We start from the raw sequence: 13,170 nt of genomic DNA, 5'->3' as shown, positions 1-13,170 counted from the left end.
AACGCTCCTTTTCATTATTAAATAAATTATATCAAAGATTTAATAAATTTTGAAATAATTTAAAATAAAAAGTCACCTCTTATGAGATGACTCATTGAGATGACTTTAATATTTATTATTTATATTCGTTGTAAGTTTCTTCATTGTAAGGAACTTTAATTTCACCAGAAACTATTTTTTTAGAAATTTCATCCACATTTTTTAAGATTTCTGGTGCAACATTTTTATCTGAAGTTGGTGCAATACCTACTGCTCCACTATCAGCAAGACCAAATTCAATAGTCTTTCCACCTTCAAATTTTCCTTCTTTCATTTCTTCTACTACTTGGTAAACAGCAACATCTCCATTTTTCATTGCAGATGTCAATACATTTTCAGGAGCTCTGTCGCTTTGATCTCTGTCAACACCAATTACCCATTTATCAGCTTCTTTTGCAGCTTCTATTACGCCTTCTCCTGCTCCACCAGCTGCGTGAAATACTACATCAGCACCATTTTGATACATTGTTGAAGTAATTGATTTGCCCTTTTGTGCATCGGAAAAGTTTCCAACATATTGACTTAAAACTTCTATTTCAGTTCCCTTTTCTTTCGCTGCATAGTCAACACCAGCTTTATATCCATATTCAAATCCCCAAATAATATTTCCTTCTTGTCCACCAACAAATCCAACTTTGTTAGTTTCAGTAGTCATTCCAGCAATATATCCTACTAAGAAAGATGGCTCTTGTGATCTAAACATTATTCCAAGTAAATTAGATGGTGCTTCTACTTTGTTTCCATCTTTATCGACAGTTACATCAACATCAACTATTGCATAATTTGTTTCAGGATACATAGCTGCAGCTTCAGCAATTGCTCCACCCATTTTAAATCCTGCACCAATAATTAAATTCTTTTCTTGATCTGCAAAAGTTTCTAGGTTTGGAGTATAATCTTTTGTGTCTTTTGATTCAATGTAATCAGCACTTACTCCCATTTCTTTTTTTGCCTTTTGAAGTCCTTCCCAAACACCTTGGTTAAAGGATTGGTCATTAACTCCGCCTTCATCAGTTACAAATCCAATATTTAGATCTGTTGTTTTAGCTTCTTCAGTAGTTTCTTTTTTGGTATCGTTTGTAGCATTATTATCTTTTTTGTTTCCCCCTCCACAAGCAACAAGTGTTATTGAAATTAATAACACTGAAAAAAGTAAAGTAAATTTTTTCTTCATAAATAAATCCTCCTATTATTATTTAATTAAATTATATATTATTACAATATTTATTTCAATTAAGTAAATTTTTTTCGTATAAAAGTAAAAAAAACTCAACAAAATAGTTGAGCTTTTCTTAATTAAATTCAATTTTAAATCAACCTACAAAGACTCTAGGTATCATAAATAATACTACTGAAATTACAAAATAAATTAACAAAAAAGCAATAGATTGTTTCATCTCATTTTTTCCAAAAGTTTTTTCTTCTTCAGATGACATAAATCTAGCTGCAATTGATGCAATACATCCCAAAATTGGATACATTATTAAAATTCCTAAATTACTAGTTCCCTTGTCTATAAATCTATAAAATGTTGGAATCATTATAAATAAAGCACCTAAATAAATTGGAAAACTCCCCTTGTCAAACCAAATAAGAGCTATTACACCAAGTGTTAGTATTAAAAATACAACTGTACTCATTGTATTTAAAAGTGAAATTTTATTTATTAATTTTTGATTTATAAGTTCTAATTTGTTTATATAATATCCTGAATTTGTATAAGCCTCTTTTACACTGTCAGTAGTTTTTGTGCTTTCAGTCCAATTTTCTACTTTTGCATTAGTTACAAATACTGAGGCATCTTCAACTTTTTGACCGCCTGAAAAATAAAGTGGATTTGGATCATAATAAATTTGAAATTCATATTCCCCAACTTTTTCTGAAAGATCCATTTTTACTTCACTTACTGCAGAAAATTCTTTGTTTTCTGTCTTATTATAAAAATCTTTAACTTTTAATTTTAATTTTTCTTCAAAAAGAGATTTATTTATTTTATCAAAGTCCCCTTTTAATTTTACTTTAGATTTCCTGTAAGTAGCTCCTTCTCTAAAAAAGATTTGTCTCGCGGGTGTGCCCATTATTCTTGCAGTTGAATCTTCACCTGTGTAATTAAATTTTATATCATATTTTATAAGTTTTTCTCCTCTATCATTTGACACAGATCTTGCAATTTGAAGATTTTCTACACCATCAGAATCATTAAATATAATTCCATCAAATTCTCTATTTACATTTGAATTTGGCCACAAAAGAGACTTACTAAAAAAAGCAGTTAGAGAAGCTAAAATAAGTACTACTAAGAAAACTGCAAATATCACAAGCTTTTTTATTCTCTCGTTCATTTTAAACCTCCATTATGAAAACATTTCGCTTATACTATATGATATCACATGAAGGTTTTAAAATAAACAAATTTATTAGCATATTAAAGATTGGAAGCATTTATTTCTGTCCAAAGTCTATCATAAACTTTTATAAAATCACCAAGATCTCTAAAGGATTCTAGTGGTGGAAGTTTTTCTATATCTGGATAAGCTACCTTTGAATTTTTTATTTCATCAGGTAAAAGTTCTTTTACACCTTTAACTGGTGAAGTATATCCGACACAATACTCCGCATTTTTGGCTTGCACTTCTGGTCTTAACATATAATCTATAAATTTTTCTGCTCCAGAAACATTCTTTGCATTTTTTGGAATCACCATAGAATCGTACCAAATATTTGATCCTTCTTTTGGAATTACATAATCTAAATCTTCATTTTGATCCATCATAAGTAGTGCATCTCCTGAGTACATGACAGATAAATTGGCATCTCCTTGCACTATTACATCACGTCCATCGTCATCTAAATAAGCATAAACAAGTGGTTTTTGTTCTATTAAAGATTTTTTTGCTTCTTCTAATTCTTTCTCATTTGTAGAGTTAAGAGAATATCCAAGTCTTTTAAGTGCAACTCCTATTGTATCTCTTTGTGAATTATACATAATGATTTGATCTTTATACTTTTTATCCCACAAAATATCCCAGGAGTCAACCTTATCTTTAACTTCAGCTTTGTTGTAGACAATTCCAACTGTTCCCCAAAAATATGGAACTGAATATTTATTTTCAGGATCAAATGTAGGATTTTTTAATTTGTCTTCTACTCCATCAAAATTTTTTATATTTTCAAAATTAATTTCTCTTATCAAATCTTCTTTTATAAGTCTTTCAATCATGTAATCACTTGGCACTACTACATCGTATTTGTCTTGTGATTGAGTAAGTTTTATATACAAATCTTCATTTGACGCATAAGTATCATAATTTACTTTTATCCCAGTTTCCTTTTGAAAATCTTTCAAAATTGATGGGTCTATGTACTCTCCCCAATTATAAACGCTTATCTCTTCTTTAGGTTCCTCTTTTCCACAAGCTGTCAAAGTAAAAACCATAAGTAAAGACAATACTAAAACTATTTTTTTCATAAAATCACCTCAAGTTTTCTATTTTTTTCACTTCTCTTATTTATTATCACAAGAAGAATTAAAAGTGCAATTAACATTAATGTTGAAACAGCATTTATCGCAGGATTTATTCCCTTTCTTGCCATTGAATAAATTGTAATAGATAAATTTGAAACTCCCTGTCCTGTATTGAAAAAAGAAATTACAAAATCGTCAATGGATAGTGTAAAAGCCATGAGTGCGCCTATTAATATAGCTGGCTTAATTTGTGGTATCACTACATGTAGTATCGCATAAGTAGGAGTAGCTCCAAGGTCAAGTGCTGCTTCAACTGTATTTTTTTGAAGCTGACTTAACTTTGGAAGAATTGACAAAATAACATAGGGAATACAAAATACTATGTGTGAAAGTATCATTGTAGTGTAGCCCATTTTTATATTTAATAGTCCAAATAGCCCCATCAATGCAACTGCTGTAACTATATCAGGATTAATTACTGGCAAATAATTTATATTTAATATAATGTCTTTTTTAACTCCACGAAGTTCATTTATTGCAATTGCAGAAATTGTTCCCACAACAGTTGATATTATAGTTGCAATTATCGCCACAATTAATGTTGTCCAAAGTGATGATAAAATCTTTGGGTCACTAAATAAATTCCTATACCATTTTAGAGTAAATCCTGCCCAAGAACCTCTTAGTTTTGAATTATTAAAACTAAATACTACAAGTATTATTATAGGAGCATACAAGAATAAAAATATTAAAAACAAATAAATTTTATCAATTATTTTTTTCAAGACAATCCTCCTCCAATTGCATCTCTAGTTTTTATTTTTCTATTAAATAATTTTGGCAACAATAAAATTAAAAGCATTATGATTATTAAAACCATGGAAATCGCAGACCCAAATCCCCAATCTCCTGTAAAAGTAAACTGCTTTTCAATTAAATTTCCTATTAAATAAAAATTATTGCCTCCAAGTAGGTTTGGGACAACAAAAGTAGAAATTGCTGGTATAAAAACCATTGTTATCCCTGTATAAATTCCCGGCAGTGATAGAGGCAAAATAACTTTTACAAAAACTCCAAAATCATTTGCCCCAAGGTCTTTTGCAGCTTCAATTAATTTTTTATCCATTTTCAAAAGTGCCGTATAAATTGGAAGAACCATAAAGGGCAAAAAGTTATAAACCATACCTATCATAATTGCCTTTGAATTGTACATCAAATCCCATGGTCCAAGCCCAAAATGTGCGATAAATTTATTTATAAGCCCCTTGTTACCAAGAAGAGTTAGCCATGCATAAGTCCTAAGAAGAAAATTCATCCACATTGGAATTATAAAAATTAAAATCATATTATTTCTAACTTTATCTTTCATTTTTGAAATAATATATGCAACAGGATATCCTATTATAAGGCAAAGAATAGTTGAAAGTGCCGCAAGAACAATTGATGTAATTAAAATTTTTACATAAAGTGGTTCAAAAAATCTTGAAAAATTATCAAGTGTAAATACGAAATTAGACAAATCACTATTTGCACTTAATGAGTGAAAAAGTATTAAAAATAGTGGGAGAACAATGAAGACTATTCCCCAAAATAAATATATAAGCGAAAATTTTTTCATATCAACCTCATTACGTGAATAAGATCTGGCTTTATAACTATTCCAATCTTTTCCCCAACTTCTTTCTTTTCAGTTGACTGCACAAGCATACTGTATCCATCTACATCGACAGTCATTTCATAGTGAACGCCTTTAAATACAAGACTTGTAACAATCCCTCCAACTTGGAAACCATCATCAACTAAAAGCACATCTTCTGGTCTTACAACAACTTCAACATTTTCCATTTTATTAAAACCACTGTCGACACAAGGAAAATCATAATCCAAAAATCTTACCTTATAATCTTCTAGCATTTTTGCCTTAATAATATTTGACTCTCCAATAAAATCTGCAACAAAAGCATTTTTTGGCTCGTTGTAAATATTAATAGGACTGTCCATTTGCTGAATTTCGCCATTATTTAAGACAACAACAGTATCGCTCATAGAAAGTGCCTCTTCTTGATCATGAGTAACATAAATAAAAGTTATACCAACACTTTTTTGAATTTTCTTTAACTCAATTTGCATAGCTTGTCTTAATTTTAAATCAAGTGCTCCAAGTGGTTCATCAAGTAAAAGTACTTCTGGTTCATTTACAAGAGCTCTCGCAATGGCAATTCTTTGTTGTTGTCCACCTGATAAAGATTCAATTTCTCTATTTTCAAAACCTTCTAAATTTACAAGTTTTAAAACTTCACTAACTTTTTCTTTTATTACATTTTTCTCCATTTTTTTTATATTAAGACCAAAGGCAATATTTTTGTAAACATTCATATGAGGAAAAAGAGCGTATTTTTGGAAAACTGTATTAATTTTTCTCTCATAAGGTTCTTTATTTGTAATATCTTCTCCATTGAAGAGAATCTCGCCTTCATCTGGCTCTTCAAAACCACCAATAAGCCTTAAAATTGTGGTTTTCCCACAACCGCTCGGTCCCAAAATTGTCAAAAATTCATTTTTTTTAACCTTAAAATCAAAATTTTTTAAAATTACATTGTCACCAAAACTTTTGGTAATATTTTTAAGTTCAATTACATAATTTTCCATAATTCACCGCCTAAAAATTTGGTGGAGATGATATCCACAAAACCTCTGCTACACTTTTACCTTCATTTTTTAAATAATGAGAACTTTTCGCCCTAAAATAAAAGGTTTCTCCTTTTTTAACTTTATGCTCTTCATTTCCCATTACTAAAACAATATTTCCCTTTAAAATATATCCAAATTCTTCTCCCTCATAAGGCTGAATTTCTTTAGAAGAGCCACCAGGATTTATTTTTATAAGCATTGGTTCAATTTCATTTTTTTGTGCATTTGGCACTACCCAATCTAAAGTATATCCAAACTCTTCATTTATGTTTTCAAAATAATCTTCATCTCTAAAAATTATTTTTTCATTTTCATTTCTTTTAAAAAAATGCGAGGGCTCTGTTCCCAGTGCCTCTAAAATATCCAAAAGAGAATCCACAGATGGCGATGTCAAATCTCTTTCAATTTGAGAAATAAATCCCTTTGTGAGTTCCGACCTATCAGCCAGTTCTTCTTGAGTAAGACCCTTTTCAATTCTCATCTCTTTTATCTTATTTCCAATGTCCACTATATCACCTATAATATTAAATAAATTACTTAAATTATTAAACTCATTAGAGTATAAGCGTTAAAGATATTAATGTCAATAGTATAATGTATTTATCTTATTAATTATATGTAAATATTTTTAAAAAACTAATTTTAATAAATCCAATAAAATATTTACTTAAAAATTTTTATAATGTTATAATCTCTTTGAGGTGTTAAATGAATATTATTGAGAAAAGATACAATGCCATTGACTTTTTGCGTGGCTTCACTATTATAAATATGATAATTTTTCACAGTTTATTTGATCTTGAAAATTTTTATGGGTTTGATTTTTCCTATAATTTTTATTATTATCAACAATTTATCTGCATATCCTTTATTTTAATTTCTGGATATTGCACAAATTTCTCAAATAATTTTAAAAAGAAAACTTTAATTTTAACAAGTATTTCTCTTTTAATAACCACTGGATCTTATATTTTTTCAAAAGAAAATACTGTTTATTTTGGAGTAATTCATTTCTTTGCTCTTGTTACATTGATTCATAATTTATTAAAAAATTTCATAAAAAAAATAAATCCAAAACTTGGACTTATTTTTAATTCATTATTATTTTTAGTTACAAAAAATATTTATCAAAGAAATATTTTATTTGGAAAAATTGTTCTCCCTAAATCTATTTACGACCTAAATCTTTTTATTTTTGGATTTCCAAATGAAAATTTTTCTTCTGGAGATTATTTCCCAATAATTCCTTGGATCTTTTTATTCTACATAGGGTACTTTCTCTATAATTTTGTAAAATTTACAAAAAAAGAAGCCTCCCACAACATTGTAAATATCATGGGAAGGCATTCTCTATTACTTTATTCTTTACATCAAATTTTTTTAATTGGAACTTTTTCTCTCATCTTTTGAATTAGATTCGTCCACTAGCACCTCCGCCACCAGACGAACCTCCACCGCCGAATCCACCAAATCCACCTGATGAACCACCAAAGCCACCAGATCCGCCGAAACCTCCAAAGGTACCAGGTCCCCAATATATTACTGGTCTTCGTCTTCTGCCTCCTGGACCACCTCTGCCAGACCCTCCTGAGGAATTTCTAAAAATTAATGAAATTATAAAAATAATTATAATAATTCTTACAATTGAAGCAAAAGGGTCTTCATCATAATCCTTAGAATAATCAATTTTTTCTTGTGGCTCTCTTGCCACAATGTCTACATTATATTCCTTCTCATATAATTTTATTATCTGAGCATATCCTTCTAAAGTTGACTTTTCAAAAGGTTTATCATCTTCATTTTCTGATACAACTTTGCCCATTGTCCTTATAATTCTTGAAGCATAAGCATCTGGTATAAAGCCTTCCGCACCATAACCTGGCTCAATTTTAACAAATCTATTTTCGTCATCTAAGAGTGCAATTAATATTAAGACTCCATTGTCCTTATCCTTATCTCCAATTTTTATATCATTAAAAATCTTTGTGGCATATTCTTCCAAAGATAAATCTTCCAAATTATTTACAATAACAACAGCAATCTCTCCACCTGTTTTCTTTTTAAGATCATAGGTAGTCTTATTTAAATAATCTATTGTTTCTTGACTAAGTGTATTAGTTTCATCATAGACATTGTAAGACATATTATTTTTATCAAAGGCTGCATAAACATTTAAGATGAGAGTAAATACAAAAAATATACAGGCAATTCTCTTTTTCATATTTATCTCCTAAAATTTAACTTCTGGTACCTCTTTGTCTTTTTCTGAAACTTCAAAATAATCTCTCTTTTCGAATCCCAAAATTTTTGCAATTATATTTGTTGGAAATCTTCTCACTTTTTGATTGTAAGTTTCTACTGTTTTATTATATCTCATTCTTTCAGTTGCAATTCTATTTTCTGTGCCTTCAAGTTGAGCTTGCAAATCTAAAAAGTTTTGATTTGCCTTTAATTCTGGATAATTTTCCACAACAACATTGAGCTTTTGAATAGCTTCTGTCAACTCATCATTTGCTTCAGCAAGTTCTTTTGGATTTTTTGCCTCAGAAACTCCAGCACGAGCCTTTGTTATTTCTGTAAAAGTTTCTTTTTCATGACTTGCATATCCTTTTACAGTTTCAACTATATTAGGTATTAAATCGGCACGTCTTTTTACTTGGTTTTCAACTTGTGCCCAAGCACTGTTAACATCTTCATCAAGTTTAACTAAATTATTCCACTGTCCTCCAAAAAATATTACAAGAACAACAACAATAGCAATAATTGCTATGCCAGCAGCTCCTTTATTTTTTCTTTTCATCGCTTCCTCCTATTTTTGTAATGCTCATTTTACTTATAGCTTCTTCCACAAGTTTATCACATTGAAGTGGCTCTTCTGATTTTTCTATACCTTCAACAGTAGGAGTTAACAAAGGATGCTTCGGCAAAAATACTGTACAACAATCCTCATAAGGAAGAATTGAAGTTTCATAAGTATCAATATCCTTTGCAATATCAATGATATTAATTTTATCCATACCAATTAAAGGTCTAAACACAATCTTATCAGTAATATTATCAGTTACTTTCAAACCATCAATAGTTTGTGATGCAACTTGCCCAAGATTTTCTCCTGTTATAATACAGTCATAATAATTGTCTTTTGCAATTTCATCTGCAATTCTCATCATAAATCTTCGTGAAATAATTGTCATCTCATCTTCAGGACAGTTTTTGTTTATTTCCTTTTGAATATCCAAAATATTTACAGAATAGAAAGTTAGGTCATCAGAAAAGCTAGATATATCCTCTGCAAGTTTTTTCACTTTTTCTTCTGCCCTTTCAGATGTAAAAGGATAAGAATGAAAATGCAAACAATCCACAAGAACTCCTCTTTTTGCCATTAAAAAACCTGCAACTGGAGAATCAATTCCTCCAGATAAAAGAAGTAATCCTCTCCCATTTGTGCCAGTAGGAAGACCACCATGAGCCTTAATTTTGTCTACATAGATATAAGTATCCTTTTTTAAGTCACAGTAAACATAAAAATCAGGATCATGAACATCAACTTTTACATCAAAGTTCTTTAACACCATTCCACCAATTTTGGCACTAATTTCCATAGAATTAAGTGGAAAAGATTTGTCGCCTCTAGTAGTTTTTACCTTAAAAGTTTTAAAATTTGGATTTTCCTTTAAGGTTTCCTCCACAACTTTTATAACAGCTTCTTCTATTTTTTCCCAATCAGTTTCTACAACATAACAAGGTGCAATATAAACTATTCCAAAAACATGTTTTAATCTATTTATAAGTTTTTCTTCATTGTCACTTACAACTTCAACATATACCTTGCCCATATTGTGAAAAATTTTTCCATGATCAATTCCTCTTAAATTTCTCTTAATATCTTTTACAAGTTTATTTACAAATTTGTATCTATTTTTCCCTTTTAAGACCAGCTCTCCAAGTGAGAGTGCCATAACTTTCTTCATTCTATCACCTATCTCATTATTTTTCTAATCTCATTTACATATTTCACAAGCTTTTCTACAAAAATATCAATATCTTCCCTTGTAGTATCCTTAGAAGTACAAATTCTAATAGTTCCCTCAGAATATTTATCAGAAAGACCAATTTTCTCTAATGTATTTGACTTGTGCGTACCATTTGATGTACAAGCAGAAGCCGTAGAAATATAAATATCATCCCCCTCAAGATAATGTAAGAGAACTTCTGCTCTTATATCTAAAATAGAAAGAGAAATTATAAAATTTGTAGAATTTTCAGGCGTATTTATTTTATAATCATCTAAATTTTTATCAAGTCTTTCTAAAAGATATTTTTTGATTTCTTTTGCATGAACAAGTCTTTTTTCCAAATCTCTATTAGTAAGTTCACAAGCCTTTCCAAATCCCAATATACCCGGTACATTTTCTGTCCCAGATCTAAGACCTTTCTCTTGCCCTCCACCAATTACAAGACTTTCTATGTTTAAATCACGCTTTTTGTAAAGAGCACCCATTCCCTTTGGACCATAAATTTTGTGTGAAGAAAAAGAAAGAGTATCACATCCTAAATCCCTTACATTGACAGGAATTTTCCCAACAGCTTGAACTCCATCAACATGACATAAAATATTTTTATTTTTAGATTTCACAATTTCAAAAATTTCCTTGACGTTATTTATAGTTCCAAGTTCATTATGAACATAAATTAAAGAAACTAAAATAGTGTCATCATTTAATTCCCTTTTAAACTTGTCAATATCAACTCTTCCAAATTCATCTACATCAAGATAACACACATCGTATCCAAGATCTCTATAATGTTTAAATTGGTCGTAAATAGAAGCGTGTTCTATCTTTGACGTAATTATCTTTTTTCCCATTCTTTTATTTTTCAAAATTGCACCATGTACAGCAATATTGTTGCTCTCTGTACCACCAGATGTAAAATAAATTTCATCAGCATTTGCACCAATAAGGTCTGCCGCACTCTTTCTTGCAATGTCAATTTCTTTTTCAACTTTAAGTCCAAAACTATGAAGAGATGAAGGATTTGCAAAATCATCAGTTAAAGCCTTCATCATAACTTTAACAACTTCCTTATCAGGTTTAGTCGTTGCACAATTGTCTAAGTAAATCATATATCTTCCTTTTTATATCTATAAAAATAATTTAAAAACTTTCTAATTCATTATACTATATTTTTCGTATTTCTAATAATTTTAATCTTTTTTAAATGATATACTTATAAAGGTGATATTTATGAAAGTATTAAAGACAAAAATCCCTAAAGTTTCAAAAAACTATTTGAAAATAGAAACATCAGGACTTTCAAAAGAAAAAGATACTATAATAACAATTGGAATAATTGAAAAAGATAGTAAAGAATTAAAAAATTTTTATATAGAAAATCTAAAGGATGAAGAAAAATTATTAGAATATATTATTCCTTCACTTGAAAATAAAGAAATTGTGACCTTCAGTGGCAAAAATTTTGACCTCCCCTTTTTAAATTCAAAATCAAAATTTTATTTCGACAGAGAAATAAATACCCAATTCATTGACTTGCAAGAAGTTTCAAAAAAATATAATTATTTATTTAATCTTAGTTCTCATTCAAATAAAAGTCTATTGGATTATTTCTTAAAAGAAAGTATAGAAGAAAATAATTATAAAGGCATAAAAATAAAAAATCTTTTTAAAAATTTTGTTGAAGGAAAGGAAACATCACTATTAAAAATAGTTGATTACAATATATCAAATTTAAAAAATTTAATTTTATTAGATTCAAAAATAAATTCTGAATTAGAAAAAAATTTATCCTTAAAAGTTTTCGATTGTAAATTTTTAATAAAAAAAATGAATTTGATAGAAAATACACTAGAAATACAAGGAGTAACAAATTACGACAAAAAATATTTCTCAACAAATAATCTATACACACTAAACATAGACAAAATTTTTAATATAAAAATAAACACAGAAGACGCTCTTTATGACAACAAAAATAAATGCTTCTATACATTAAAAAAAGACTTTCCCTTTATACTTGAAAATGCAAGCAAAATAGAAAGCCCATCACAGATTTTAATACTCTATTATAAAAATCATTTATTTGAAAACGAAAAATATTTAATTCAAAAAATTCTAGAATTTGAACTTAAAAACTTATAAAAAAAGAACTTAGAAATCTAAAAATCTAAGTTCTTTTATCTGGTGCAGAAAGAGGGACTTGAACCCTCACGCGATTCTTCGCACATGCCCCTCAAACATGCCTGTCTGCCTATTCCAGCACTTCTGCATAAAACAAAAAAGCTTGTAATTCAACATTACAAGTTTTTCTTGGCGTATCCTAGAGGATTCGAACCCCCGACCTTCTGGTCCGTAGCCAGACGCTCTATCCAGCTGAGCTAAGGATACAAAAAAATGGAGCGGATGACGAGATTCGAACTCGCGACCCTCGCCTTGGCAAGGCGATGCTCTACCACTGAGCCACATCCGCATAAATAATTTTATTAAGTTATTTGGTGGAGGAGAGTGGATTTGAACCACTGAAAGCTAAGCTAACGGATTTACAGTCCGTCCCCTTTGGCCAACTCGGGAACTCCTCCATGTGATTTCCCATAAGTTTTATTGGAGCTGGTGGGAGGACTTGAACCCCTAACCTACTGATTACAAGTCAGTTGCTCTACCAATTGAGCTACACCAGCTTAATTAGTTGCATTTTTTATACTTACTAATTTTTATTGGCGACCTGGATCGGGTTCGAACCGACGACCTCCAGCGTGACAGGCTGGCATTCTAACCAACTGAACTACCAGGCCATTTCTTGGTGGACACAATAGGGCTCGAACCTATGACCTCCTGCTTGTAAGGCAGATGCTCTCCCAACTGAGCTATGCGTCCATTCTGGTGACCCTGCCGAGAATCGAACTCGGGATACCACCGTGAAAGGGTGGTGTCTTAACCGCTTGACCACAGGGCCTTATA

Annotated in this window: 13 protein-coding genes and 8 tRNA genes; 2 read left to right on the top strand and 19 right to left on the bottom strand. The window is 30.0% G+C overall.

The features are described 5' to 3' along the window. Positions 1-115: 115 nt before the first annotated feature. The 7 genes from RH95_RS07505 to RH95_RS07475 all read right to left on the bottom strand — a co-directional run bounded on the left by RH95_RS07505 (position 116) and on the right by RH95_RS07475 (position 6,704). On the bottom strand, positions 116-1,213 hold the full coding sequence (locus tag RH95_RS07505; RefSeq protein ID WP_010247459.1) for a BMP family lipoprotein: 1,098 nt from the start codon (positions 1,211-1,213) through the stop codon (positions 116-118). A gap of 139 nt (positions 1,214-1,352) precedes the next feature. Beyond that, entirely contained in the window at positions 1,353-2,381 is a 1,029-nt protein-coding gene (locus RH95_RS07500) for a hypothetical protein (RefSeq protein ID WP_010247457.1), read from the bottom strand. Positions 2,382-2,464: 83 nt separating this feature from the next. Further along, positions 2,465-3,508 carry an ABC transporter substrate-binding protein gene (locus tag RH95_RS07495; protein WP_010247454.1) on the bottom strand — a complete coding sequence of 348 codons (1,044 nt, stop codon included), beginning with the start codon at positions 3,506-3,508 and terminating at the stop codon, positions 2,465-2,467. Continuing rightward, positions 3,505-4,290: an ABC transporter permease gene (locus RH95_RS07490; RefSeq protein WP_010247452.1), complete on the bottom strand. Its 786-nt coding sequence runs from the start codon at positions 4,288-4,290 to the stop codon at positions 3,505-3,507. The genes RH95_RS07495 and RH95_RS07490 overlap by 4 nt, the downstream gene beginning before the upstream one ends. After that, on the bottom strand, positions 4,287-5,123 hold the full coding sequence (locus tag RH95_RS07485) for an ABC transporter permease (RefSeq protein ID WP_010247449.1): 837 nt from the start codon (positions 5,121-5,123) through the stop codon (positions 4,287-4,289). The genes RH95_RS07490 and RH95_RS07485 overlap by 4 nt, the downstream gene beginning before the upstream one ends. Continuing rightward, positions 5,120-6,154: an ABC transporter ATP-binding protein gene (locus RH95_RS07480; protein ID WP_010247446.1), complete on the bottom strand. Its 1,035-nt coding sequence runs from the start codon at positions 6,152-6,154 to the stop codon at positions 5,120-5,122. Before RH95_RS07480 ends, RH95_RS07485 begins: the two co-directional genes overlap by 4 nt. A 10-nt stretch (positions 6,155-6,164) precedes the next feature. Then, positions 6,165-6,704, bottom strand: a complete 540-nt coding sequence (locus RH95_RS07475) for a type II toxin-antitoxin system RelB family anti-toxin (RefSeq protein ID WP_010247443.1) — start codon at positions 6,702-6,704, stop codon at positions 6,165-6,167. 200 nt (positions 6,705-6,904) lie between these two features. Between RH95_RS07475 and RH95_RS07470 the strand changes: the two genes are divergently transcribed. Further along, positions 6,905-7,606, top strand: a complete 702-nt coding sequence (locus RH95_RS07470) for a heparan-alpha-glucosaminide N-acetyltransferase (RefSeq protein ID WP_010247440.1) — start codon at positions 6,905-6,907, stop codon at positions 7,604-7,606. A 1-nt stretch (position 7,607) separates the two neighbouring features. Here RH95_RS07470 and RH95_RS09890 read toward each other — a convergent pair whose 3' ends face one another. The 4 genes from RH95_RS09890 to RH95_RS07450 are packed head-to-tail and all read right to left on the bottom strand — an operon-like array spanning position 7,608 to position 11,321. Beyond that, on the bottom strand, positions 7,608-8,417 hold the full coding sequence (locus tag RH95_RS09890) for a TPM domain-containing protein (protein WP_010247437.1): 810 nt from the start codon (positions 8,415-8,417) through the stop codon (positions 7,608-7,610). Positions 8,418-8,426: 9 nt separating this feature from the next. Continuing rightward, on the bottom strand, positions 8,427-8,996 hold the full coding sequence (locus RH95_RS07460) for a LemA family protein (RefSeq protein WP_010247434.1): 570 nt from the start codon (positions 8,994-8,996) through the stop codon (positions 8,427-8,429). Further along, entirely contained in the window at positions 8,980-10,167 is a 1,188-nt protein-coding gene (gene thiI, locus RH95_RS07455; protein WP_010247430.1) for a tRNA uracil 4-sulfurtransferase ThiI, read from the bottom strand. Before thiI ends, RH95_RS07460 begins: the two co-directional genes overlap by 17 nt. 8 nt (positions 10,168-10,175) lie before the next feature. After that, on the bottom strand, positions 10,176-11,321 hold the full coding sequence (locus RH95_RS07450; RefSeq protein ID WP_010247427.1) for a cysteine desulfurase family protein: 1,146 nt from the start codon (positions 11,319-11,321) through the stop codon (positions 10,176-10,178). A gap of 121 nt (positions 11,322-11,442) precedes the next feature. On the opposite strand from RH95_RS07450, the gene RH95_RS07445 reads away from it, so the two are divergent. Further along, positions 11,443-12,354, top strand: coding sequence for a ribonuclease H-like domain-containing protein (locus tag RH95_RS07445; protein ID WP_010247424.1), 912 nt, complete (start codon positions 11,443-11,445; stop codon positions 12,352-12,354). Positions 12,355-12,394: 40 nt separating this feature from the next. Here the strand turns inward: RH95_RS07445 and RH95_RS07440 are convergent. From RH95_RS07440 to RH95_RS07405, 8 genes are all read right to left on the bottom strand, one after another. Next, positions 12,395-12,481 (bottom strand) — tRNA-Leu (locus RH95_RS07440). A 42-nt stretch (positions 12,482-12,523) separates the two neighbouring features. Then, positions 12,524-12,600: transfer RNA gene (locus RH95_RS07435), tRNA-Arg, on the bottom strand. 7 nt (positions 12,601-12,607) lie between these two features. Beyond that, positions 12,608-12,682 (bottom strand) — tRNA-Gly (locus RH95_RS07430). Between the two features lie 23 nt (positions 12,683-12,705). Next, a tRNA-Tyr gene (locus RH95_RS07425) sits at positions 12,706-12,791 on the bottom strand. Positions 12,792-12,814: 23 nt separating this feature from the next. Next, positions 12,815-12,890: transfer RNA gene (locus tag RH95_RS07420), tRNA-Thr, on the bottom strand. Positions 12,891-12,927: 37 nt separating this feature from the next. Beyond that, positions 12,928-13,004: transfer RNA gene (locus tag RH95_RS07415), tRNA-Asp, on the bottom strand. 6 nt (positions 13,005-13,010) lie between these two features. Continuing rightward, positions 13,011-13,086, bottom strand: a tRNA-Val gene (locus RH95_RS07410). A gap of 4 nt (positions 13,087-13,090) precedes the next feature. Continuing rightward, a tRNA-Glu gene (locus tag RH95_RS07405) sits at positions 13,091-13,165 on the bottom strand. Positions 13,166-13,170: the final 5 nt, after the last annotated feature.

The sequence above is a fragment of the Peptoniphilus rhinitidis 1-13 genome (assembly GCF_000246925.1).
GTDB classification, from domain to species: Bacteria; Bacillota; Clostridia; order Tissierellales; family Peptoniphilaceae; genus Peptoniphilus_A; species Peptoniphilus_A lacydonensis.
Note: the sequence above shows the minus strand (reverse complement) of the source record. Positions and strands in the feature narration are given on the sequence as shown.

What these genes read in the sequence shown, in the direction of transcription:
- RH95_RS07505 (WP_010247459.1), bottom strand. Translation starts at nt 1,213, where the DNA reads ATGAAGAAAAAATTTACTTTACTTTTTTCAGTGTTATTAATTTCAATA.
- RH95_RS07500 (WP_010247457.1), bottom strand. Translation starts at nt 2,381, where the DNA reads ATGAACGAGAGAATAAAAAAGCTTGTGATATTTGCAGTTTTCTTAGTA.
- RH95_RS07495 (WP_010247454.1), bottom strand. Translation starts at nt 3,508, where the DNA reads ATGAAAAAAATAGTTTTAGTATTGTCTTTACTTATGGTTTTTACTTTG.
- RH95_RS07485 (WP_010247449.1), bottom strand. Translation starts at nt 5,123, where the DNA reads ATGAAAAAATTTTCGCTTATATATTTATTTTGGGGAATAGTCTTCATT.
- RH95_RS07480 (WP_010247446.1), bottom strand. Translation starts at nt 6,154, where the DNA reads ATGGAAAATTATGTAATTGAACTTAAAAATATTACCAAAAGTTTTGGT.
- RH95_RS07470 (WP_010247440.1), top strand. Translation starts at nt 6,905, where the DNA reads ATGAATATTATTGAGAAAAGATACAATGCCATTGACTTTTTGCGTGGC.
- RH95_RS09890 (WP_010247437.1), bottom strand. Translation starts at nt 8,417, where the DNA reads ATGAAAAAGAGAATTGCCTGTATATTTTTTGTATTTACTCTCATCTTA.
- RH95_RS07460 (WP_010247434.1), bottom strand. Translation starts at nt 8,996, where the DNA reads ATGAAAAGAAAAAATAAAGGAGCTGCTGGCATAGCAATTATTGCTATT.
- thiI (WP_010247430.1), bottom strand. Translation starts at nt 10,167, where the DNA reads ATGAAGAAAGTTATGGCACTCTCACTTGGAGAGCTGGTCTTAAAAGGG.
- RH95_RS07450 (WP_010247427.1), bottom strand. Translation starts at nt 11,321, where the DNA reads ATGATTTACTTAGACAATTGTGCAACGACTAAACCTGATAAGGAAGTT.
- RH95_RS07445 (WP_010247424.1), top strand. Translation starts at nt 11,443, where the DNA reads ATGAAAGTATTAAAGACAAAAATCCCTAAAGTTTCAAAAAACTATTTG.